The sequence below is a fragment of the Acidovorax sp. DW039 genome, assembly GCF_037101375.1.
Lineage (GTDB): Bacteria > Pseudomonadota > Gammaproteobacteria > Burkholderiales > Burkholderiaceae_C > Acidovorax.
In genome coordinates, this window is record NZ_AP029019.1 from 3,678,892 (window position 1) to 3,700,060 (window position 21,169).

Annotated in this window: 22 protein-coding genes, 1 tRNA gene and 1 pseudogene; 4 read left to right on the forward strand and 20 right to left on the reverse strand. The window is 57.7% G+C overall.

Annotated features, from left to right (window positions below; genetic code table 11):
- Positions 1–3 precede the first annotated feature (3 nt).
- The 4 genes and pseudogenes from AACH87_RS16435 to AACH87_RS16450 form a co-directional block, all read left to right on the forward strand.
- Positions 4–414, forward strand: a pseudogene (locus AACH87_RS16435) (ABC transporter permease); the annotation flags it as partial.
- A gap of 51 nt (positions 415–465) precedes the next feature.
- Positions 466–927, forward strand: a complete 462-nt coding sequence (locus tag AACH87_RS16440; protein WP_338795570.1) for a hypothetical protein — start codon at positions 466–468, stop codon at positions 925–927.
- 77 nt (positions 928–1,004) lie between these two features.
- Complete coding sequence (locus AACH87_RS16445) at positions 1,005–2,060, forward strand: PLP-dependent cysteine synthase family protein (RefSeq protein ID WP_338795571.1); 1,056 nt, start codon at positions 1,005–1,007, stop codon at positions 2,058–2,060.
- A gap of 24 nt (positions 2,061–2,084) precedes the next feature.
- Positions 2,085–3,245, forward strand: a complete 1,161-nt coding sequence (locus AACH87_RS16450) for a carotenoid 1,2-hydratase (RefSeq protein ID WP_338795572.1) — start codon at positions 2,085–2,087, stop codon at positions 3,243–3,245.
- 206 nt (positions 3,246–3,451) lie between these two features.
- Here AACH87_RS16450 and AACH87_RS16455 read toward each other — a convergent pair whose 3' ends face one another.
- The 20 genes from AACH87_RS16455 to AACH87_RS16550 all read right to left on the reverse strand — a co-directional run bounded on the left by AACH87_RS16455 (position 3,452) and on the right by AACH87_RS16550 (position 21,124).
- Positions 3,452–3,922: a DUF1178 family protein gene (locus tag AACH87_RS16455; RefSeq protein WP_338795573.1), complete on the reverse strand. Its 471-nt coding sequence runs from the start codon at positions 3,920–3,922 to the stop codon at positions 3,452–3,454.
- A 30-nt stretch (positions 3,923–3,952) separates the two neighbouring features.
- Positions 3,953–4,258: a DUF2818 family protein gene (locus AACH87_RS16460; RefSeq protein ID WP_338795574.1), complete on the reverse strand. Its 306-nt coding sequence runs from the start codon at positions 4,256–4,258 to the stop codon at positions 3,953–3,955.
- A 21-nt stretch (positions 4,259–4,279) separates the two neighbouring features.
- A complete protein-coding gene (nuoN, locus tag AACH87_RS16465) occupies positions 4,280–5,773 on the reverse strand; it encodes an NADH-quinone oxidoreductase subunit NuoN (protein ID WP_338795575.1) in 1,494 nt (497 codons plus the stop codon).
- 23 nt (positions 5,774–5,796) lie between these two features.
- Positions 5,797–7,275 carry an NADH-quinone oxidoreductase subunit M gene (locus AACH87_RS16470; protein ID WP_338795577.1) on the reverse strand — a complete coding sequence of 493 codons (1,479 nt, stop codon included), beginning with the start codon at positions 7,273–7,275 and terminating at the stop codon, positions 5,797–5,799.
- 12 nt (positions 7,276–7,287) lie between these two features.
- Positions 7,288–9,321 carry an NADH-quinone oxidoreductase subunit L gene (nuoL, locus tag AACH87_RS16475; RefSeq protein ID WP_338795578.1) on the reverse strand — a complete coding sequence of 678 codons (2,034 nt, stop codon included), beginning with the start codon at positions 9,319–9,321 and terminating at the stop codon, positions 7,288–7,290.
- A 31-nt stretch (positions 9,322–9,352) separates the two neighbouring features.
- Positions 9,353–9,661 carry an NADH-quinone oxidoreductase subunit NuoK gene (nuoK, locus tag AACH87_RS16480; RefSeq protein ID WP_338795579.1) on the reverse strand — a complete coding sequence of 103 codons (309 nt, stop codon included), beginning with the start codon at positions 9,659–9,661 and terminating at the stop codon, positions 9,353–9,355.
- Positions 9,658–10,326 carry an NADH-quinone oxidoreductase subunit J gene (locus AACH87_RS16485; protein ID WP_338795580.1) on the reverse strand — a complete coding sequence of 223 codons (669 nt, stop codon included), beginning with the start codon at positions 10,324–10,326 and terminating at the stop codon, positions 9,658–9,660. The genes nuoK and AACH87_RS16485 overlap by 4 nt, the downstream gene beginning before the upstream one ends.
- 50 nt (positions 10,327–10,376) lie before the next feature.
- The gene (nuoI, locus tag AACH87_RS16490) at positions 10,377–10,889 is read right to left on the reverse strand and encodes an NADH-quinone oxidoreductase subunit NuoI (protein ID WP_218295510.1); all 513 of its coding nucleotides are present in this window, start codon (positions 10,887–10,889) and stop codon (positions 10,377–10,379) included.
- A 12-nt stretch (positions 10,890–10,901) separates the two neighbouring features.
- Positions 10,902–11,978 (reverse strand): NADH-quinone oxidoreductase subunit NuoH, encoded by a 1,077-nt coding sequence (nuoH, locus tag AACH87_RS16495; RefSeq protein WP_338795581.1) that lies wholly within the window; start codon positions 11,976–11,978, stop codon positions 10,902–10,904.
- A complete protein-coding gene (nuoG, locus tag AACH87_RS16500) occupies positions 11,975–14,110 on the reverse strand; it encodes an NADH-quinone oxidoreductase subunit NuoG (RefSeq protein ID WP_338795582.1) in 2,136 nt (711 codons plus the stop codon). Before nuoG ends, nuoH begins: the two co-directional genes overlap by 4 nt.
- Positions 14,111–14,123: 13 nt before the next feature.
- Positions 14,124–15,479, reverse strand: coding sequence for an NADH-quinone oxidoreductase subunit NuoF (nuoF, locus tag AACH87_RS16505; RefSeq protein ID WP_338798995.1), 1,356 nt, complete (start codon positions 15,477–15,479; stop codon positions 14,124–14,126).
- Positions 15,479–15,967 carry an NADH-quinone oxidoreductase subunit NuoE gene (nuoE, locus tag AACH87_RS16510; protein ID WP_338795583.1) on the reverse strand — a complete coding sequence of 163 codons (489 nt, stop codon included), beginning with the start codon at positions 15,965–15,967 and terminating at the stop codon, positions 15,479–15,481. The genes nuoF and nuoE overlap by 1 nt, the downstream gene beginning before the upstream one ends.
- The gene (locus AACH87_RS16515) at positions 15,964–17,217 is read right to left on the reverse strand and encodes an NADH-quinone oxidoreductase subunit D (RefSeq protein ID WP_338795584.1); all 1,254 of its coding nucleotides are present in this window, start codon (positions 17,215–17,217) and stop codon (positions 15,964–15,966) included. Before AACH87_RS16515 ends, nuoE begins: the two co-directional genes overlap by 4 nt.
- A 26-nt stretch (positions 17,218–17,243) precedes the next feature.
- A complete protein-coding gene (locus AACH87_RS16520) occupies positions 17,244–17,852 on the reverse strand; it encodes an NADH-quinone oxidoreductase subunit C (RefSeq protein WP_338798996.1) in 609 nt (202 codons plus the stop codon).
- Between the two features lie 10 nt (positions 17,853–17,862).
- Positions 17,863–18,342: an NADH-quinone oxidoreductase subunit B gene (locus AACH87_RS16525; RefSeq protein WP_007849129.1), complete on the reverse strand. Its 480-nt coding sequence runs from the start codon at positions 18,340–18,342 to the stop codon at positions 17,863–17,865.
- A 25-nt stretch (positions 18,343–18,367) separates the two neighbouring features.
- Entirely contained in the window at positions 18,368–18,727 is a 360-nt protein-coding gene (locus AACH87_RS16530; protein WP_338795588.1) for an NADH-quinone oxidoreductase subunit A, read from the reverse strand.
- Between the two features lie 67 nt (positions 18,728–18,794).
- Positions 18,795–18,879: transfer RNA gene (locus AACH87_RS16535), tRNA-Leu, on the reverse strand.
- 115 nt (positions 18,880–18,994) lie between these two features.
- A complete protein-coding gene (secG, locus tag AACH87_RS16540; RefSeq protein ID WP_338795589.1) occupies positions 18,995–19,354 on the reverse strand; it encodes a preprotein translocase subunit SecG in 360 nt (119 codons plus the stop codon).
- A gap of 34 nt (positions 19,355–19,388) precedes the next feature.
- The gene (gene tpiA / locus AACH87_RS16545; protein WP_338795591.1) at positions 19,389–20,144 is read right to left on the reverse strand and encodes a triose-phosphate isomerase; all 756 of its coding nucleotides are present in this window, start codon (positions 20,142–20,144) and stop codon (positions 19,389–19,391) included.
- Entirely contained in the window at positions 20,138–21,124 is a 987-nt protein-coding gene (locus AACH87_RS16550; protein ID WP_338798997.1) for an NAD(P)H-quinone oxidoreductase, read from the reverse strand. The genes tpiA and AACH87_RS16550 overlap by 7 nt, the downstream gene beginning before the upstream one ends.
- Between the last annotated feature and the right edge of the window lie 45 nt (positions 21,125–21,169).

Below are 21,169 nucleotides of genomic sequence, written 5' to 3' on the forward strand. Positions count from 1 at the left end.
AGCCGTAACTTCGCCGTCATCTATCGGCTACAGGCCGTGTTCATGGGCATCGGCCTCTTCGGCGTGGCCGCCAGCTTCAGTGCCCAGGTCCTGGCCCGCCGCAAAGAATTCGGCCTGCTCGCCCACCTGGGCCTCACCCGCCGCCAAATTCTGGCCGTGGTAGCAGGCGAAGGCGCGGCCTGGACGGGCATTGGCGCCATCGCTGGCGTGCTGCTGGGCCTGGCCGTGTCCGTGGTGCTGGTGCACGTGGTCAACCCGCAGAGTTTTCACTGGACGATGGAAATGAACATCCCAGCGCCGCGCTTGTGGGCGCTGTGCGCGGCGGTGGTGGTATCGGGGACGGTGACTGCTTGGCTGGCCGGGAGGGCGGCGGCGGGGAGGGATGCGGTGATGGCGGTGAAGGAGGATTGGTAGTAGTCTGAAGCGACGCCGCCTCCAACAAATCAGGCAAACAGGAAGAACTCCATGCGCACCATTGAACAAATACTCACCTTGTGGTCGGCGTCACTCATAACGTCGGACCAAGTGAAGGAGTGGGCCCAAATGCAGATCGAAATAATGGATGCACCACCTATGGAGCTTTTCGATCTTTTAAACGATGGTCCAGAAAAATGCTTGAAACAGTCCGCCGAAGATTTTTCACCGCGCCCAATGCGATTGAGCTTCAACGAAGAGTTTTGCATTCGAGCTTGCAACTTTTCACTGAACTCAGACGAAGAAACGCTTGCTTTTGCACTGTGGGCTTCACGGCGCTGCATGGGCGAAGACTTGGAGAATCCGCTGGTCTCACTTTCGTATCTTGTTGACCATCTGCTGGAAGACTGCGGCGATGAAGCCGCAGCTCTGGCGCAAATCCGCAAAGAACTACCTCCACTTTTGGCCCAATGCGCACCCGTCGCTGCGCCATTTCTTTCCGCCGGCAACTGATGGAACGCTCAGCAAGATGCGGAAAACCTCTTGCCGCGCTCATAAATTCCTGGTTTGACCTGCCTGAAAATCTCGCTATGACTCTCCTATCCCCCTGGCTCCACGAAGCCATCGCACGCATCGAAGCGGATTACCAACGCAGCGCCGATACGCACCTGATCCCACTTCGCCTGCCCGCCTTTGCCGCGCACGGCATTGACCTGTACCTCAAGGACGAGTCCACGCACCCCACGGGCAGCCTGAAGCACCGGCTGGCGCGGTCGCTGTTTCTGTATGCGCTGTGCAATGGTTGGCTGCATGAGGGATCGACGGTGGTGGAGGCATCGAGCGGCTCCACCGCAGTGAGCGAGGCTTATTTTGCACGGCTGCTGGGCTTGCCGTTCGTGGCGGTGATGCCGCGCAGCACCTCGCCCGAGAAGATTGCGCAGATCGAGTTCCACGGCGGGCGCTGCCACCTGGTGGAGAGTGCGGGTGAGGTGTATGCCGCAGCCCGCGCCGTGGCGGCAGAGACGGGCGGGCATTACATGGACCAGTTCACCTATGCCGAGCGGGCCACCGACTGGCGGGGCAACAACAACATTGCCGAGAGCATGTTCACCCAGATGGCGCGCGAACGGCACCCGGTGCCGCGCTGGATTGTGGTGGGCGCTGGCACGGGCGGCACCAGCGCCACCATTGGCCGCTATGTGCGCTACCAGCGGCACGCCACGCAGGTGTGCGTGGCCGACCCGGCGGGCTCGGTGTTCAGCGCTTACCACCGCACGGGCGATGCCAGCCTGACGGCCCCCGGCTCACGCATCGAGGGCATTGGCCGCCCACGGGTGGAGCCCAGCTTTATTCGCACGCTGGTAGACCGCATGGTGGATGTGGCGGATGTGGATTCGGTGGCAGCGATGCGGGTGCTGTCGCAACTGCTGGGGCGGCGCGTGGGGCCATCCACCGGCACCAACTTTGTGGCAATGCTGACGCTGGCGCATGAGATGCGGGAGCGGGGCGAGAGCGGCTCCATCTTGTCGCTGCTGTGCGATGCGGGTGAGCGCTATTTGCCCACGTACTACAACTGCGACTGGGTGTCTGCCACCATGGGTGACTGCACCGAGGCGCAGGCGCGGATGGCTGCGCTGCTGGATTGATAGGAACTACGGCGGACGAACCTGATGCCGATGCGTGCCCTGACACCTATGCCCACTGATGTAACTGCGCCCGCAATGGTGCGTGCCCTCTCGCGCCGCAGGTGGCTGGCCTGGGCGCTGGGTGCCATGGGTGCGGGTGCTAGCCCTATCGCCCAAGCCCTGCCCGCGCGGGCGCTGCAGTTTCCGCGCGACCATGGCAGCCACCCAGAACTGCGCACCGAGTGGTGGTACATCACCGGCTATGCCACGGCGGGCGGGCGGCCGTTTGGGTTTCAGGTGACATTTTTTCGCTCGCGCATGGATGCGACGCAAGGCATGCAGTCGGCCTTTGCGGCCAAGCAGCTGGTGTTTGCCCATGCGGCGCTGACGGATGTGCAGGGCCGCAGCCTGCTGCACGACCAGCGCGTAGCGCGCGCAGGGTTTGGCGTGAGCGCGGCAGAGGCCGACACCGACGTGAAGCTGCAGCGCTGGACGCTCAAGCGCGAGAACCTTGTGCAAGGCCAAAGCGCCTTTGAAGCCAGCCGCTACACCACGCATATCGAAAGCGAGTCATTTGGCCTGCAGCTGCAGTTTGACACCAGCCAGTCCCTGCTGCTGCAGGGCAGCAACGGGCTGTCGCGCAAAGGGCCGTTGGCCGAGCAGGCGAGCTACTACTACAGCCAGCCCCAGTTGGCGGTGAGCGGTGAGATCGTTTTAGCCGGGCGGCGCATGGCGGTAGACACCAGCGCCCCCGCCCGAGCCTGGATGGACCACGAGTGGAGCGAAGCCCTGCTGGCCGACGATGCGGTGGGCTGGGACTGGATCGGGATGAATCTTCATGATGGCAGCGCGCTGACGGCCTTCCGCCTGCGGCGAGCCGATGGATCAGCCCTGTGGGCGGGCGGCTCTTACCGCGCATCGGGTCAGGCCGCCAGAATTTTTGCAGCGACCGAGGTGACCTGGCAGCCCCTGCGCTGGTGGCAAAGCGGCCGCAGCAATGCCCGCTACCCGGTGCAGTGGCAGGTGACAACGCCCGCCGGAGTTTTCACCGTGATGGCAATGCTGGACGACCAGGAACTGGACAGCAGTGGGTCGACCGGGGCGGTGTATTGGGAGGGTCTGTCAGACCTGCACAACGCGCAGGGTCATGCAGTGGGCAAGGGTTATCTGGAAATGACGGGGTACACGCGGGCAATGCGACTGTGAGTGAGGGGGCGGAGGCACGCAGCTGCGCTTGAAGGCAGCGTTGAGTCAGACGCATCCGTTTGAGGCTTGCCCAAAGTGATTGTCGAGGCCGCAGCGCAAGGCTTCGACAGACTCAGCCCGAACCGTGGCTTCAGACACAAAGATGCTCGCTCAGGAAAACAGCAACGCGGCATTGCGTCGGCAGGGCGACTGGTGGCAAAAGGCGCTTACTGCAGTGGCTCTTTGATGGCAGCGGGCAAAGGCATCACGGCAATGCCTTCTTCCAGCAGCTCTACGGTTTCTTTCATCGTGGCCTGGCCTCGAATGGGGCGCTCATCCACTTCACCCGCATGCATCTTGCGGGCCTCTTCCACAAACCGGGGGCCTACGTCTTCTGTCTGCGCCACTACCTTGCGGGCCCATTGCATCCATGCAGCCATGGCAGCCTGAGGCGAGGCCGGTTGGGCAGAAGGCAAGGCCACTTCTTTTGATGTGCTGGAATCAGCCTTGGAAACCTCGTGAGCGGAAGCAGCGCCAAGGTTCAGACGCGGTGCGCTGAGCTTTTTCTGGATGTGCTCATCCCCACACATGGGGCATTGCACCAGCCCTCTTTGCAGCTGGGACTGGAAGTCGTCTTCGGAAGCGAACCAACCTTCAAAGACGTGTCCGCTACGGCAATGGAGATCGAGTACCTTCATGGCGTGAAGCGTACGCAGCCCGACTGTGGCTCAGCCGTGGCGACGCAGCAGGTAACGATAGACAAAACCTGGAAACGCCAGAGTCAGAAACAGAGTGCCGGTGATGGCGTAGAACTCCCAGCCTTGGGGAGCGTTCTGGCCAGCGCGACGCTCCAGCAGCATGGCCAGTGCACCCACCAGAAAGTACAGCGCCACCAACTCGATCAAACGGATGAGCAGGCTCTTTGTGGGCGCTGCCACCGGGCCGATCAGGGCCAGCCGCTGGCTGATGAAAGGCAGGTTGGCGGCCACCAGCGCAGCGATGATGACCAGCCAGATGGCCCCGGTTTGTGACACAGCTCTAGCGCCCGCAGGAGATCAGGTCTGCAGTGCGCGCACGATGGCGTTGGCACACAGGCTCATCAGCCCGCCGGGCAGCAGGCCCAGCACCAGCACCAGGGCACCATTCACCGTCAGCACCAGTCGCACATCCACAGGAGCAGACACGCTGGTTGCGGTGAGGGGAGCGTCAAAGTACATCACCTTCACCACACGCAGGTAGTAGAAGGCACCAATCAGCGACATGATGACGGCGAACACTGCCAGTGCGATGTAGATGCCTTGGCCCGAAGCCAGCAGCGACTGCAACACGGCCAGCTTTGCGTAGAAGCCCACCATGGGTGGAATACCGGCCAGCGAGAACAGGCAAATGGCCATCACACCCGCGTACAGGGGACTGCGCTGGTTCAGACCTGCCAGGTCGGAAATCTCTTCACTTTCAAAGCCTTCACGCGCCAGCAAGAGGATGACACCAAAACTTGCCAGCGTGGTGAGCACGTAGGTGACGATGTAGAACATCGAGGCGCTGTAAGCGTTCTCGGTGACAGCGGGGTTCACCTGACCATTGATGACGCCGGACAGCAGGCCCAGCAACACGAAACCCATTTGCGCGATGGTGGAGTAAGCCAGCATGCGCTTGAGGTTGGTCTGCGCGATGGCTGCGAGGTTACCGATCAGCAACGAACCAATCGCCAGGACGGCCAGCATCTGCTGCCAGTCAATCGCCAGAGGCAGCAGCCCGTCCACCAGCAGACGCATGGTGATGGCAAATGCTGCGAGCTTGGGAGCACCACCAATCATCAGCGTGATAGCTGTGGGAGCACCTTGGTACACGTCAGGAATCCACATGTGGAAGGGCACCACACCCAGCTTGAATGCCAGACCGGCCACTACAAACACCAAACCGAACACCAACACCTGGTGCTTGATCTGACCCGACAGCACCGCCTTGAAGACTTGACCGATGTCCAGAGAGCCTGTGGCACCGTAGAGCATGGACAGGCCATACAGCAGGAAACCGCTGGCCATGGCACCCAGCACGAAGTACTTCATTGCGGCTTCGGTCGCGGTTGCATTGTCGCGACGAAGGGCCACCAGGGCGTAGCTGGACAGGGTGAGCAGTTCAAGGCCCAGATAGATCACCAGGAAGTTGTTGCCGGAGATCATGATGAACATGCCCAGCAGCGCGAACATCGACAGGGTGAACATTTCGCCACCGCGCAGCATGTCGCGGTCAGCGGCGTAAGGGCGGGAATAGACCAAGGTCACCATCACGGCCACAGTGGCAAAGCATTTAAGCCAGTTGCCCATGGAGTCACTCACCACCATGTTGCCGAAGCCGTAGAACGTGTTGCCGCTGCTGGCGTACACGCCTTCCAGGGCTGCCACCACAGCCAGTGTCAGCATGGTGAGCACGTAGGTCGCAGTCCTGCGGGGGCTGTTCACCCCCAGATCGACCAGCGCGATCACGCAGGCCATCACAAGAAGGACGATCTCGGGGTAGACCGCAAGCCAGCTGATGTTGTCAATCATCTCAAATCTCTCAGTTCTGTCGGTCAGTTCAGCTTATGCAGGGCAACATGCTTGAGCAGCTCGGCCACCGAGGCGTCCATCACATCGGTGAAGGGACGGGGGTACAGGCCCATGGCCAGTACAGCAATGGCCAGAATGGCAAGGATCAGGAATTCGCGGCTGCAAATGTCCGACAGTTCCTTGACGTGATCGTTGCCCACGGGGCCCAGGTAAACCCGCTTGAACATCCACAGCGTGTAGGCAGCGCCAAAGATCAAGGCTGTGGCAGCCATCAAGCCAATCCAGAAGTTGGCCTTCACCGCGCCCAGGATCACCATCCATTCACCCACGAAGCCCGCAGTACCTGGCAAACCGCAGTTGGCCATGGCAAACAGCAGAGCAAACGCAGTGAAGTTGGGCATTGTGTTGACCACGCCGCCATAAGCAGAGATTTCACGAGAGTGAACGCGGTCGTACAGAACACCAATGGACAGGAACATGGCGCCGGATACGAAACCGTGCGCAATCATCTGCACCAGGCCACCGGACACACCCAGGTCGTTGAAGATGAAGAAACCCAAGGTCACGAAACCCATGTGTGCCACAGAGGAGTAAGCCACCAGCTTTTTCATGTCCTTCTGCACCATGGCCACCAAGCCCACGTAGACCACCGCCACCAGCGACAGCCCCACCATCAGCCAGGCCCATTCACGCGACGCATCAGGAGCGATAGGCAGAGAGAAGCGCAGGAAACCGTAGGCACCCAGCTTCAGCATGATGGCAGCCAGCACAGCAGAGCCACCGGTAGGCGCTTCCACGTGCACATCGGGCAACCAGGTGTGGACTGGCCACATGGGCACCTTCACGGCAAAAGCTGCAAAGAATGCAAAGAACAGCAATGTCTGCGCAGACATTCCCAGAGGCAGCTTGTGCCAGGCGGTAATGTCGAAGCTGCCACCCGACTGGTTGTACAGGTAGATCAGCGCAATCAGCATGAGCAACGAGCCCAGCAGCGTGTACAGAAAGAACTTGAAGGCTGCGTAGATCTTGTTAGGACCACCCCAGATACCGATGATGAGGTACATGGGGATCAGGGTCGCCTCGAAGAACACGTAGAACAGCATGCCGTCGAGTGCGGAGAACACGCCGATCATCAAGCCCGAAAGAATCAGGAACGCGCCCATATACTGGTTCACACGCTCGGTGATCGATTCCCACGAAGCGAGAACCACAATCACGGTGATGAACGCAGTGAGTGGTACGAACCAGAAAGAAATGCCATCCACACCGAGGTGGTAATTCACATTGAAGCGCTCAATCCAGACCGCTTTCTCGACAAACTGCATGGCTGCGGTGCCCGTCTGGAAGCCACCGTAAAGAGGCAAGGTCACCAGGAAGCCAGCCAGTGCACCGATCAAGGCGATCCAGCGCACGGCGCGGGCATGCTCATCACGCCCCAGAGCCAGCAGGACAGCGCCGAAAACAATCGGGGTCCAAATGGACAGACTCAACAACGAACTCATTTCTTGTTTTCCTTATTTGATGAGCTGCATGAAGAAATCGCCCCAAACGAACCATGTCATCAGCGCGAATACACCCAAAATCATCACCAAGGCGTAGTGGAAGACAAAGCCCGACTGCACCCAGCGTACGACACCAGACACGGCCCCCACCAGCTTCCATGAGCCATTCACCACACCACCGTCAATGATGGCCTGGTCGCCCACCTTCCACAGGCCAGTACCCAAGGCACGGGCACCACGGGCCAGAATGTTCTCGTTGATCCAGTCCAGGTAGTACTTGTTTTCGAGCAGGCGGTACAGGGGTTGCACGCGCGCCTTGATCCCTGCAGGCAAGGCAGGGTTCACCATGTACATGTAGTAGGACAGCGCCACACCTGACAAGGCCAGCCAGAAAGGTGCGGTTTGCAGACCGTGGACGGCCATGGCCACAGGACCGTGGAAGATTTCAGCCAGCTTGGCCATCGCAGGGTGCTTGGCAGCATCCACAAAGATGACGTCCTTGAAGAAGTCGCCGAACAGCATGGGCTGGATGAACATGAAACCCACCAGAACCGAGGGGATCGCCAGCAGCACCAGCGGCACTGTCACCACCCATGGGGATTCGTGAGGCTCATGGTGCTCTTCGTGACCGTGGTGGTCATCATGGTGCGCATCCGGGTTCTGATCAAAACGTTCCTTGCCATGGAAGACCAGGAAGTACATGCGGAACGAGTAGAACGCCGTCACAAACACACCGGCCAACACAGCAAAGTGAGCGAAGTGGGCCGCAGGCAAATGACTGAAATGCACCGCCTCAATGATGCTGTCCTTGGAATAGAAACCCGAGAACAAGGGGGTACCGATCAGAGCAAGGGAACCCAGCAAAGATGTGATCCAGGTGATGGGCATGTACTTGCGTACGCCCCCCATCCAGCGGATGTCCTGGTTGTGATGCATGCCCATGATGACCGAGCCTGCGCCAAGGAACAGCAACGCCTTGAAGAAAGCGTGGGTCATCAGATGGAACACCGCCACAGAGTATGCGGATGCCCCCAGCGCCACAGTCATGTAACCCAGCTGAGACAAGGTGGAGTAAGCCACCACGCGCTTGATGTCATTCTGGATAATGCCCAGGAAGCCCATGAACAGCGCTGTGATGGAGCCGATGACCAGGATGAAGTTGAGGGCCGTGTCTGACAGCTCAAACAAGGGCGACATCCGGGACACCATGAAGATGCCAGCCGTCACCATGGTAGCCGCATGGATCAGGGCGGAGATGGGGGTTGGACCTTCCATCGAATCTGGTAACCACACGTGCAGCGGGAACTGGGCAGACTTACCCATCGCACCGATGAACAGGCAGATGCAGATCACAGTGATCAACATCCAGTCAGTACCAGGGAATGTAAAGCCACCAAGCTCAGAGGACTTTGCAAAGATTTCGGTGTAGTTCAGCGTACCTGCATAGGCCGCAATCAAGCCGATGCCCAGAATGAAGCCAAAGTCACCCACGCGGTTAACCAAGAATGCCTTCATGTTGGCAAAGATGGCCGATGGCTTGTTGAACCAGAAACCGATCAGCAGGTATGAAACCAAGCCCACCGCTTCCCAGCCAAAGAAGAGCTGCAGCAGGTTGTTGCTCATGACGAGCATGAGCATCGAGAAAGTGAACAGCGAGATATAGGCGAAGAAGCGGTTGTAGCCTTCATCCTCTTCCATGTAGCCGATGGTGTAGATGTGCACCATCAGCGACACGAAAGTCACCACCACCATCATCATGGCGGTCAGGCTGTCCACCATGAACCCGACCTCCATCTTGAGGCCACCCACCACCATCCATGTGTAGAGGGTTTCGTTGAATCGTGCGCCATCCAGAGCAACACTCTTGAGCGTGAGCGCAGACAGCACAAATGCCACGAACACGCCAAGGATGGTCAGGGTGTGGCTCAGTCGGCGACCAATCCAGTTACCACCGAAGGTCGTACCAAAGATACCAGCGAGCAAAGCGCCCGCCAGCGGAGCCAGCGGAACGGCCAGGAGCGTGGATGCAGAGAGGGTTTGACTCATTCTTGAGAACCTTGCAAATACGGGGAACTCATCAACCCTTGAGGGTGTTGAGATCTTCTGCGTTGATGCTGGACTTGTTACGGAACAGCAGCACCAGAATGGCCAAACCAATAGCGGACTCTGCCGCAGCCACTGTCAGGATGAAAAACACGAAAACTTGACCGTGCATGTCATCCAGATAGTGAGAGAAAGCCACGAAGTTCATGTTGACTGCCAGCAGCATCAGTTCGATGGCCATCAGCAACACGATGAGGTTTTTGCGGTTCAGGAAAATGCCGATGACGGACAGAGCAAACAGCATCGCCCCCAGCGAGAGGAAATGTCCCAAAGTCAAAGTCATGCTTTTTTCTCCTCGGCCACAGCCGCCTCAGGGGCTGGATCAGCAGGCTTTTGTGTAGGGGCCAGCTTGACGACAGCCAGACGGTCACGCGCCTGCACACGGATCTGCGTAGAAGGATTGATGGCCTTGCTGTCCTTGCGTTGACGCAGAGTCAGCGCAATCGCCGCGATCATGGCGACCAGCAGAATGACAGCTGCGATTTCCACTGGGTAGAGGTACTGGGTGTACAGCAGCTTGCCCAAGATTTTGGTGTTGGAGTGCTGAACCACCTGACCGGCCGCATCCAGCACGGGAGCGGCGACTTTGGGCTCATCCAGACCGCGGAAACCGCCCATCAAGACAGCAGCCATTTCGAGAGCAATCAATGCACCCACCGTGGCAGCAAGAGGGAAGTGTTTCCAGAAACCTTTGCGCACCGTGTCGATGTGAATATCCAGCATCATCACCACGAAAAGGAAAAGCACCATCACTGCGCCAAGGTACACAAGCACCAGCGCAATCGCGAGAAACTCTGCCTTCAGCAGCAACCAGACAGCGGAAGCCTGCGAGAAAGCAAGAATCAGATAGAGCACTGCATGCACCGGGTTGCGTGCAGTGATCACCCGGAAGGCTGCAAACAGCAGCACTACCGAGAAGAGGTAGAAGAAACCAGTCTTGGCGTCCATGGATCGGGTCTTTATAGAAAGTCAGGCAAACAGGCCGAGTTCAACACCGATCAACGGTATTTGGCGTCTGCCGCCTTGGCCGCGGCGATCTCGCCTTCGTACCGGTCTCCCACTGCCAGGAGCATGTCCTTGGTGAAGTACAGGTCACCCCGCTTTTCTCCGTGGTATTCGAAGATGTGCGTTTCCACGATGGAATCGACTGGGCAGCTTTCCTCGCAGAAGCCACAGAAAATGCACTTCGTCAGATCAATGTCGTAACGGGTGGTCCGACGCGAACCATCGTCGCGCACATCCGACTCAATGGTGATAGCCATGGCAGGGCACACGGCTTCGCACAGCTTGCAGGCAATGCAACGCTCTTCACCATTCTCATAGCGGCGCAGGGCATGCAGGCCACGAAAACGCGGCGACAGCGGTGTCTTCTCTTCAGGAAACTGCACAGTCACCTTACGGCGAAAGGCATAGCGCCCCGTCAGGGCCATTCCCTTGAGGAGCTCCACCAGCATGAAGCTCTTGAAAAAGTCTTTGAACGAAAAAGGTGCAGCAGCAGCAACAGCAGTCATGTGTGTCCCCGCTTATTTCCAGATATTCCAAGGCGAGAGCAACCAACCGCCCACGACGACCAGATACACCAAGGTAACTGGGATAAAGATCTTCCAGCCCAGACGCATGATCTGGTCATAACGGAAGCGAGGAAACGTAGCCCGGATCCAGATGAACATGGAAACGACCAAGAACGTCTTGAGGCCGAGCCAGATCCATCCTGGGATGAAGGAAAGCGCATCCACCGGAGGCAGCCATCCACCCAGGAACATCAAAACCGCCAGAATGGAAACCAGCCACATGCTGGCGTATTCAGCCAGGAAGAAGATGGCAAAGCCCATGCCGGAATACTCCACCATGTGACCCGCCACAATCTCGGCCTCACCCTCCACCACGTCAAAGGGGTGACGGTTGGTTTCGGCCACACCGGAGATCAGGTACACCAGGAAAATGGGCAGCAATGGCAACCAGTTCCAGGACAGAAGCGATACACCATGCGAGGCAGCCCAGCCCCGGCTCTGGCTGGCAACGATCTCGGTGAGGTTCATGCTGCCCGAAACCATGATGACAACCAGGAAGCAGAAGCCCATGGCGATCTCGTAACTCACCATTTGAGCCGAAGCGCGCAGAGCACCGAGGAAGGCATATTTGGAGTTGGAAGCCCAACCCGCAATGATGACGCCGTACACCTCAATCGAAGTGATCGCCATGACCAGCAGCAGCCCGGCATTGACATTGGCCAAAGCAACGTCCGGAGCGAAAGGAATTGCAACCCAGGCAGCCAGAGCAGGCATGATGGCCATGATCGGCCCCAAGATGAACAAGCCCTTGCTGGCAGCCGTAGGTTGGATGATTTCCTTGGTCAGCAGCTTCAAGGCGTCAGCGATAGGCTGCAAAAGCCCCAGAGGCCCCACACGGTTGGGACCATAGCGAACTTGCATGAAACCCAGCAGCTTCCGCTCCCACAAAGTCAGGTAAGCAACTGCGCCCATCAGGGGAGCCAGAATGCACACGATCTTCAGAAGGATCCAGAGCACAGGCCATGCCATGGCCGACCACCATCCGAAGGGCAACAAACCCAGACCGGCGTTATAGAGCGCATCGATCATGCGGCCACCTCTTCTTTTGCCATGCGTGCATCCGCGGTCAGTTGCAACGATGAAGAACGACGCACCAAACCATCCAGTTCATAGATGGATGCGACAACAGGTTCAGCCACGATCGTAGCGCCCGAAGCAGGTGTACCACTCACGGCATTGGACAGCTGACTTGCAGGAACATGAGTAACCGTTCCAGCGGGGGCGTTGGTGGCACGAGCGAGCACATCCTGCGACGTTTCAAAGTCGAAGCCGGGAATACCCAACAGATTGGCCAAAACACGCAGCACCTTCCAGGCCGGACGCGTTTCACCCAGAGGGCGAACCACAGCATGGAAACTCTGGATGCGACCTTCGGCATTCACGAAGCTGCCAGATGTTTCGGTAAACGGTGCGATGGGAAGCAATACGTCGCTGAATTCCAAGTTGGACTTGAAAGGACTCAGCGTGACCACCATCTCGGATTGAGACAGTCCTTCAGCAGCCTTTTGACCCCAAGCAGAATCGTAAACAGGCTCGTTGTTCAACAACAGCGCAGCTTTCACTCCGCCCGACAGCATTTGGGCGGCGTTCAAACCACCATTCACAGGGTGAGCGCCCGCAAACTGTGCGCCAACCGTGTTGGCCGCTTCAGTGAGATAACCCACCGTCGCACCTGTCTGCTGACCGATCCAGTTCGCCAATGCCAGCAGTTGAGCGGCTTCCCCGTGGTGAGCGGCGGCATTACCCAGCAGCACAGCCTTGCGTTCACCACCCAGCAACGAGGCGGCAATGGCCTTTGCAGCGTCATCAGCAGGCGTGGCCCCATGTGGAGCGGATACACCCTTCTCTTGTGCAATAGCTGTGGCAATCGCACCGAGGACGGAGAGCCACTGGTTGGCGGGCTGGGCCACAAACGTAGCCACAGGCATGGCCCAGTCGTGAACCTTGGAAGCAACAGCACTGACTTGGCATCCGTGGCGGGCAGCCTGACGGATACGCTGGGCAAACAGGGGATGGTCCTTGCGCAGGTTGGAGCCAACCACCAGTACGCGCCGGAGCGTGGACAGCGAAGCAATGGAGGTTCCGAGCCAACGGATGCCTTCAGGCGCTGCGAACTGGGCATTGCGCAAGCGGTAGTCGATATTGTCGCTACCCAAACCACGCACCAGTGCCGACGACAGGTACAGCTCTTCCAGCGTACTGTGTGGGCTCACCAAAGCGCCAATAGCACCAGTGCCGTGCTCAGTCTTGATGTTCTTCAGACCATTGGCGACGTACTCCAGCGCAGTCTGCCAATCCACTTCCTTCCACACCCCACCCTGCTTGAGCATGGGTTGCGTCAGGCGGTCAGGACCATTCAACGCTTCATACGAGAAACGATCACGGTCGGCAATCCAGCACTCATTGACCGCCTCGTTTTCGAGCGGAACCACACGCATGACGCGGTGGTTTTTGACCTGGACAATCAGATTGGCTCCCGTGGAGTCGTGAGGACTGACCGAACGACGACGAGAAAGCTCCCATGTACGAGCGCTGTAGCGGAAAGGTTTGCTGGTCAGCGCACCCACAGGGCAGATATCAATCATGTTGCCCGACAGCTCGGAGTCGACCGTGTCACCCGCAACGGTCGTGATCTCAGAGTGCTCGCCACGATGGATCATGCCCAGCTCCATCACGCCAGCAATTTCCTGACCGAAGCGGACACAGCGAGTGCAGTGAATGCAGCGACTCATTTCTTCCATGGAAATGAGAGGGCCCACATCCTTGTGCAGCACGACGCGCTTTTCCTCTTCATAACGAGAGGAAGAGCCACCGTAGCCCACGGCCAGATCCTGGAGTTGACACTCACCGCCCTGGTCGCAAATGGGGCAATCCAGCGGGTGATTGATCAGCAGGAATTCCATGACCGACTTCTGAGCCTTGATGGCCTTGTCGCTCTTGGTGCGCACGATCATGCCTTGGGTCACGGGCGTGGCGCAGGCAGGCATGGGCTTGGGAGCCTTTTCGACATCCACCAGGCACATACGGCAGTTGGCGGCAATCGAAAGCTTCTTGTGGTAGCAGAAGTGAGGGATGTAGGTACCAGCCTTTTCAGCTGCATGCATCACCATGCAACCTTCGGCGACCTCAACCTTCTGACCGTCCAGTTCAATTTCAACCATATGTTTCTCGCGATCAGACAGAAGCTGCGGGCTGGGCCGCCTTGTTCCGGATCAATGCTTCAAACTCGGGACGGAAATGCTTGATCATTGCCCGCACGGGCATGGCTGCAGCGTCACCCAACGCGCAAATGGTGCGTCCTTGGATGTTGTCAGCCACAGAATTGAGCAAGTCCAGATCACCCTCGCGTCCCTGCCCGTGCTGGATGCGGTCAATCACACGCCACATCCATCCTGTGCCTTCACGGCAAGGAGTGCACTGGCCGCATGACTCATGCGAATAGAAATAGGACAGGCGCAGGAGGCTTTCCACCATGCTGCGGGAATCATCCATGACGATCACAGCACCGGAGCCCAGCATGGAGCCAGCCTTGGCAATGGAGTCGTAGTCCATCGTGCATTCCATGATGATGGAAGCGGGCAACACTGGAGCAGACGAACCTCCGGGAATGACGGCTTTGAGCTGACGGCCCTTGCGAACACCACCAGCCAGCTCCAGCAGTTTGGAAAATGGTGTTCCCAGAGGAATCTCGTAATTGCCTGGTTTTTCTACGTCACCCGACACCGAGAAAATCTTGGTGCCGCCGTTGTTGGGCTTTCCACACTCCAGGTAAGCAGCGCCGCCATTGCGGATGATCCAGGGAACCGCTGCAAATGTCTCGGTGTTGTTGATGGTGGTGGGTTTGCCGTACAACCCGAAGCTCGCGGGAAACGGAGGCTTGAAGCGAGGCTGACCCTTCTTGCCCTCCAGGGATTCCAGAAGCGCAGTTTCTTCACCACAAATGTAGGCACCAAAACCATGCGCAGCGTGCAACTGGAAGTTGAAACTGCTGCCCAGAATGTTGTCACCCAGATAACCTGCGGCACGGGCTTCCTCCAGAGCCGCTTCGAAGCGCTCATAGGTCTGGAAAATCTCACCGTGTATATAGTTGTACCCGACGGTGATGCCCATGGCATAGGCAGCAATGATCATGCCCTCAATTACGATGTGAGGGTTGAATTGCAGAATGTCTCGGTCTTTGCACGTACCTGGCTCGCCTTCGTCAGAATTGCAAACCAGATACTTTTGCCCCGGGAATGAACGGGGCATGAAGCTCCATTTCAGCCCTGTCGGGAAACCTGCGCCGCCACGGCCACGCAGGCCTGATTCCTTCACAGTGGCAATGACCTGATCTTGTGTAAGACCTTCACCACCGTCCTTGCCCAAAATCTTACGAAGAGCTTGGTATCCACCACGTGCTTCGTAGTCTTTGATACCCCAGTTGGTTCCGTCCAACCCTGCATAGATTTGAGGATTGATATGACGGTCATGAAAACAGGTCTGGACACCTGTGGCCTTGAATTGAGAGAGAACCTGTGCTGCCGTGGTCATCACTTACCCTCCGCTGCACGCAGACCATCCACCAACTGATCAAGCTTGTCGTTGTCCATGAAGCTGCACATGGTCCGGTCGTTCACCAGCATGACAGGTGCGTCAGCACATGCACCAAGACACTCGCATTGCTGAAGGGTGAACATTCCGTCGGAAGTGGTTTCTCCCATGGAGATACCCAGTTTCTTCTCCAGGTGGTGAAGGGCCTTTTGACCATCACGCAACTGGCATGGAAGATTGGTGCACACATTCAGCTTGTACTTGCCAACAGGATGTTGGTTGTACATGTTGTAGAACGTGGTGACTTCATGCACCGCGATCTGGGCCATACCCAGATAGTCGGCGATCACCGCTTCGCTTTCGGGGCTGACAAAGCCTTGTTCCTGCTGCACGATGGACAAGCAGGCCATGACTGCAGACTGTTTCTGGTCTGCAGGGTATTTGGCTACTTCCCGCGCAAATCGCGCAAGGGTCGCTTCGGTAATCATCGGTCAATCTCTCCGAACACGATATCCATGGTGCCAATGATGGCAACGGCATCCGCGATCATGTGCCCGCGGGCCATTTCATCCAAGGTTGCCAAATGGGCAAAACCTGGAGCACGAATCTTCAAGCGATAAGGTTTGTTGGCTCCATCGCTCACAAGGTAGATACCAAACTCTCCCTTGGGATGCTCCACCGCTGCATAGGCTTCGCCCGGTGGCACATGGAACCCTTCAGTGAAGAGCTTGAAGTGGTGAATCAGCTCTTCCATATTGGACTTCATGGACTCGCGAGCTGGGGGGGCGACCTTGTGGTTGTCGGTGATCACCGGGCCGGGGTTGGCCTTGAGCCAATCGACGCACTGTTTGATGATGCGATTGGACTCACGCATCTCCTGCACACGAACCAGATAGCGGTCGTAACAGTCACCTGTCTTGCCCACAGGGATATCGAAATCCACGCGATCGTATGCATCGTACGGCTGGGTCTTGCGCAAATCCCAAGCAATACCAGAGCCACGGAGCATTGGCCCTGTCATGCCCAGGTTCAATGCACGCTCAGGCGCCACGACGCCAATGCCTACCGTACGCTGCTTCCAGATACGGTTGTCAGTCAACAGTGTCTCGTACTCATCCACACAACCCGGGAAGCGTTGAGTGAAGTCGTCGATGAAGTCCAGCAAAGAACCTTGGCGATTCTTGTTCATCGCCTCCAGCGCCTTGGCATTCTTGATCTTGCTGACCTTGTACTGCGGCATGCTGTCGGGCAAATCGCGGTACACACCACCGGGACGGAAGTAAGCCGCATGCATGCGAGCGCCCGAGACGGCCTCATACATGTCGAACAAGTCTTCACGCTCGCGGAAGGTGTAGATCAGGATCGTGGAGCTACCGCAATCGTTACCGTGCGAGCCGAGCCACATGAGGTGGTTGAGCAGGCGCGTGATCTCAGAAAACATCACCCGGATGTACTGGGCACGCAGAGGCACCTCAATACCCAGCAATTTTTCAATCGCCAAGCAGTACGCATGCTCGTTGCACATCATGGACACATAGTCCAACCGATCCATATAAGGCAGCGATTGGATGTATGTCTTGTGCTCAGCCAGCTTCTCTGTCGCACGATGAAGCAGGCCAATGTGCGGGTCGGCACGCTGGACGACTTCGCCATCAAGCTCCAGCACCAAGCGCAACACACCGTGCGCGGCAGGGTGCTGGGGACCAAAGTTGAGGGAATAGTTCTTGATTTCAGCCATGGTGTATCACTCGAACCCGAGAGGGCTTAGTGAAGGCCTCCGTACTTGTCTTCGCGAATGATGCGAGGCGTGATTTCACGTGGCTCGATGGAAACGGGCTCATAGACCACACGGCGCTGCTCAGCGTCGTAGCGCATTTCCACGTGGCCAGACAGAGGAAAGTCTTTGCGGAATGGGTGCCCAATGAAACCGTAATCGGTCAGGATACGACGCAGGTCGTTATGACCGTCAAACACGATGCCAAACAGATCAAAAGCTTCACGCTCATACCAGTTGGCCGAATTCCACAAGTTCGCCACAGACGGAATGACCGGAAAATCATCGTCAGCGCAGAAAACCTTGACTCGCACTCGCTGATTCAGGCTGACTGACAGCAAATGGGAGACGACACAGTACCGAGGCCCCTCGTGTACCGCATCTGCATAAGCAGAGTAATCCACGCCGCACAGGTCTACCAATTGCTCAAAGCGACAACCCTCGGAGTCCCGCAACAGCCCCATTGCCACCAGATAGTCTTTCGCAGCAACTTCAACAGTCACCTCATCCAGAGCAACACCGATGGATCGCACTTTGTCACCAAGCACAGAGGCAATGGTGTTTTTCAGAGTTTCAGGCCGAATGGCAACAGAAGTCATCATCAAACCTTCAGACACGGGCAATGGTGTTGGTGCGGCGAATCTTCTGCTGCAGCTGGATGATTCCATAGATAAGTGCCTCAGCCGTAGGAGGGCAACCCGGAACATACACATCCACCGGAACGATGCGATCACAGCCGCGCACCACCGAATAACTGTAGTGGTAGTAGCCACCACCATTGGCGCATGAGCCCATGGAAAGAACCCACCGAGGCTCAGACATCTGGTCATACACCTTGCGCAAGGCAGGAGCCATCTTGTTGCACAGCGTGCCTGCAACAATCATCAAGTCAGACTGACGCGGGCTTGCACGAAAAACTTCCGCACCAAAACGACCAATGTCGTAACGAGCGGCAGCTGCGTGCATCATCTCCACAGCACAGCAAGCCAAACCGAAAGTCATGGGCCACAAGGACCCTGTCTTGGCCCAGTTCACCACGGAGTCGTAACTCGTGGTGATGAAGCCTTCTTTCATCACGCCTTCAATCATTGCATCTGTCCTTGTTGAAGCCAGGTCATTCCCAGTCCAGGGCGCCTTTTTTCCACTCGTAGGCGAAGCCCACAACGAGGATGGCCAAGAAGATCGAAACGGCCACAAAACCAGTCATCCCGACCTCATGCAGAGTTACCGCCCAAGGAAAAAGGAAAGCAATCTCAAGGTCGAACAAAATGAACAAGATGGCCACGAGGTAATAGCGCACATCGAACTTCATGCGCGCGTCCTCGAAGGCTTCAAAGCCGCATTCGTAAGGGGAGTTTTTGGCCTCATCCGGGCGATTGGGGCCCAGAACATAACCGAGGATCAAGGGGACAACGCCTACGGCGCTGCCGACCAAGATGAACAAGAGGACGGGGAGGTACTGATCGAGGTTCATCTTGAGGATGCTCACCGCTGTGGCCCGACCCGTCAAAACGCGAGATTTTGCAGGCAGGCCTTTGTTTTGGTGCCGTCGGCGAGACTCGAACTCGCACAGCTTTCGCCACTACCCCCTCAAGATAGCGTGTCTACCAATTTCACCACGACGGCTGATGTTGCATGTCTGGATGGCATGAGGAACCATGAAGGCTTTGGCTTTCCAGACAATCCGGAATTCTACTCCGGAAAAACCCTGCCGAAGCGGCAGGGCCCAAATTTAAGGAGATTATTTTGCAGGGATTTGCGCTGCGCCAGAGGCAGGTACAGCTGGCGCCACGTCTGCTGTGGGAGCAGCAGCTGGCACGCTGGCTGCTGGCGTTTCAAGCACACTGCCTGCACCCGCGGGACGCACATTGCCAAAGTAAGCCAGCGCCAGAGTTGCCGCGAAGAACACCGCAGCCAAAATGGCAGTAGTCCGCGACAAAAAGTTGGCACTGCCACTGGCACCAAACAGGCTACCTGAGGAGCCACTACCAAAAGCAGCACCCATGTCAGCACCCTTGCCATGCTGCACCAGAATCAAACCAATCATCCCCAATGCGGCCAGCATTTGAACGGCCAGGATGACATTTACCAGGATACCCATATTTACTCCTAATTTAATAGCACGCTGCGCTTATTCAACGTGCAGCAGCGATGATTTTGAGAAAGTCTTCTGCCTTGAGTGACGCGCCACCGACCAAACCGCCATCGATGTCGGGTTGAGCAAGCAGCTCAGCCGCATTTGCCGCGTTCATACTGCCGCCATACACGATACGGATACGGTCAGCATGTGCACTGGCCGCAGCCAGCTGAGCACGCAAAACTGCATGCACCTGCTGCGCCTGCTCAGGCGTTGCAGTGCGGCCCGTACCAATCGCCCACACCGGTTCGTAGGCCACTACGATTTCGCTGATGCAGTGGCCATTGACATGTATGACTGCCGCAAGCTGGCGCTTGACCACCGCTTCCGTCTGTCCCGCTTCACGCTCCTGCAGGGTTTCACCCACACACACCACAGGCGTTATACCTGCAGCCAGAGCCTGACGCGCCTTTTCAGCGACCACGCCATCGCTCTCCCCGTGGTACTGCCGCCGCTCGGAGTGGCCCACCAACGCGTACCGGACCCCAAAGTCCTGCAGCATGACCGACGAAGTTTCGCCGGTGTACGCGCCGGATGCGTGGGCTGAGACATCTTGAGCTGCCAACGCAATGGCACTGCCAGCGACCTTTGCCGAAACTTGCGCAAAGTAGGGCGCAGGTACAGCCAAAGCTACATCGCATGCCGGAGCCTGCTGCAGGCCGGCAAGAAGACCGTTGAGCAACGCCTCATTGGACGCCAGCCCACCATTCATCTTCCAGTTACCGGCGATCAGTTTCTTTTTCATGTTCACCATGTCAGAACAATCTTGCCTATATGTTGATTGGACTCCATCAGTGCGTGGGCAGCTGCCGCCTGGCCAGCATCAAACGTTTGGTAAATCACAGGACGAAGGCGGGACTGCGCAATCAAAGGCCATACATGCTCACGCAAAGCTTGAGCGATCGCAGACTTGAACTCCACAGAACGTGGACGCAGAGTAGAGCCAGTGATGGTCAATCTGCGACGCAACACCAAACCAGCATTGAATGCAGCCTTGGTGCCCCCCTGCACGGCAATGATGACGAGACGACCATCTTCAGCCAGGCAATCCACCTCGCGCGCGACGTAGTCCCCACCCACCATGTCAAGAATGACGTCCGCACCCCGCCCATCGGTGATACGACGGACCTCGGCCACGAAATCCTGCGACCGGTAGTTGATGGCATGGTGTGCCCCCAACTCCACAGCTGCTGCGCACTTCTCATCACTGCCCGCTGTAGCGATCACCACCGCACCCCACTCACGAGCCAGCTGGATCGCCGTCACGCCGATACCACTCGTTCCACCCTGCACCAGGAAAACTTCTCCGCGCTGCAGGCGTCCACGATCAAAAACGTTGCTCCACACCGTGAAGAAAGTTTCCGGGAGAGAAGCAGCCTCGACATCAGACAACGCGCCAGGCACAGGCAGACACTGCCCGACTGGAGCCACGCACCACTCTGCGTAACCCCCTCCAGCCAAAAGCGCACACACCCTGTCACCCACCTTGAAGCCAGCCACCTCCATCGCACGCGCATCACCCGATTCAATGACACCGGCCACCTCCAGACCCGGAAGATCAGAGACTCCCGGAGGAGGTGCGTAATGCCCCGCACGCTGCAAGACATCCGGACGGTTGATGCCACTGGCAGTCACACGGATGAGAACCTCGCCTTCACCAGGGACAGGCACTGAGCGCTGCCCCAAACGCAATACGTCTGGCGCACCAAATTCAGAGATTTCCACCGCGCGCATGCTGCGTTCAGTCATATCGGTAGGGTTTAGATGAAATACCAATGC

Coding starts and splice junctions, on each gene's coding strand:
- nuoF (WP_338798995.1), bottom strand. CDS start 15,479: ATGACCACGGCAGCACAGGTTCTCTCTCAATTCAAGGCCACAGGTGTC.
- secG (WP_338795589.1), bottom strand. CDS start 19,354: ATGGGTATCCTGGTAAATGTCATCCTGGCCGTTCAAATGCTGGCCGCA.
- AACH87_RS16515 (WP_338795584.1), bottom strand. CDS start 17,217: ATGGCTGAAATCAAGAACTATTCCCTCAACTTTGGTCCCCAGCACCCT.
- nuoI (WP_218295510.1), bottom strand. CDS start 10,889: ATGACTGCTGTTGCTGCTGCTGCACCTTTTTCGTTCAAAGACTTTTTC.
- AACH87_RS16525 (WP_007849129.1), bottom strand. CDS start 18,342: ATGATTGAAGGCGTGATGAAAGAAGGCTTCATCACCACGAGTTACGAC.
- nuoG (WP_338795582.1), bottom strand. CDS start 14,110: ATGGTTGAAATTGAACTGGACGGTCAGAAGGTTGAGGTCGCCGAAGGT.
- AACH87_RS16450 (WP_338795572.1), top strand. CDS start 2,085: ATGCCGATGCGTGCCCTGACACCTATGCCCACTGATGTAACTGCGCCC.
- AACH87_RS16440 (WP_338795570.1), top strand. CDS start 466: ATGCGCACCATTGAACAAATACTCACCTTGTGGTCGGCGTCACTCATA.
- AACH87_RS16470 (WP_338795577.1), bottom strand. CDS start 7,275: ATGAGTTCGTTGTTGAGTCTGTCCATTTGGACCCCGATTGTTTTCGGC.
- nuoL (WP_338795578.1), bottom strand. CDS start 9,321: ATGAGTCAAACCCTCTCTGCATCCACGCTCCTGGCCGTTCCGCTGGCT.
- tpiA (WP_338795591.1), bottom strand. CDS start 20,144: ATGGTGAACATGAAAAAGAAACTGATCGCCGGTAACTGGAAGATGAAT.
- nuoN (WP_338795575.1), bottom strand. CDS start 5,773: ATGATTGACAACATCAGCTGGCTTGCGGTCTACCCCGAGATCGTCCTT.
- nuoE (WP_338795583.1), bottom strand. CDS start 15,967: ATGATTACCGAAGCGACCCTTGCGCGATTTGCGCGGGAAGTAGCCAAA.
- AACH87_RS16550 (WP_338798997.1), bottom strand. CDS start 21,124: ATGCGCGCGGTGGAAATCTCTGAATTTGGTGCGCCAGACGTATTGCGT.
- AACH87_RS16455 (WP_338795573.1), bottom strand. CDS start 3,922: ATGAAGGTACTCGATCTCCATTGCCGTAGCGGACACGTCTTTGAAGGT.
- AACH87_RS16445 (WP_338795571.1), top strand. CDS start 1,005: ATGACTCTCCTATCCCCCTGGCTCCACGAAGCCATCGCACGCATCGAA.
- nuoK (WP_338795579.1), bottom strand. CDS start 9,661: ATGACTTTGACTTTGGGACATTTCCTCTCGCTGGGGGCGATGCTGTTT.
- AACH87_RS16520 (WP_338798996.1), bottom strand. CDS start 17,852: ATGACTTCTGTTGCCATTCGGCCTGAAACTCTGAAAAACACCATTGCC.
- nuoH (WP_338795581.1), bottom strand. CDS start 11,978: ATGATCGATGCGCTCTATAACGCCGGTCTGGGTTTGTTGCCCTTCGGA.
- AACH87_RS16530 (WP_338795588.1), bottom strand. CDS start 18,727: ATGAACCTCGATCAGTACCTCCCCGTCCTCTTGTTCATCTTGGTCGGC.
- AACH87_RS16485 (WP_338795580.1), bottom strand. CDS start 10,326: ATGGACGCCAAGACTGGTTTCTTCTACCTCTTCTCGGTAGTGCTGCTG.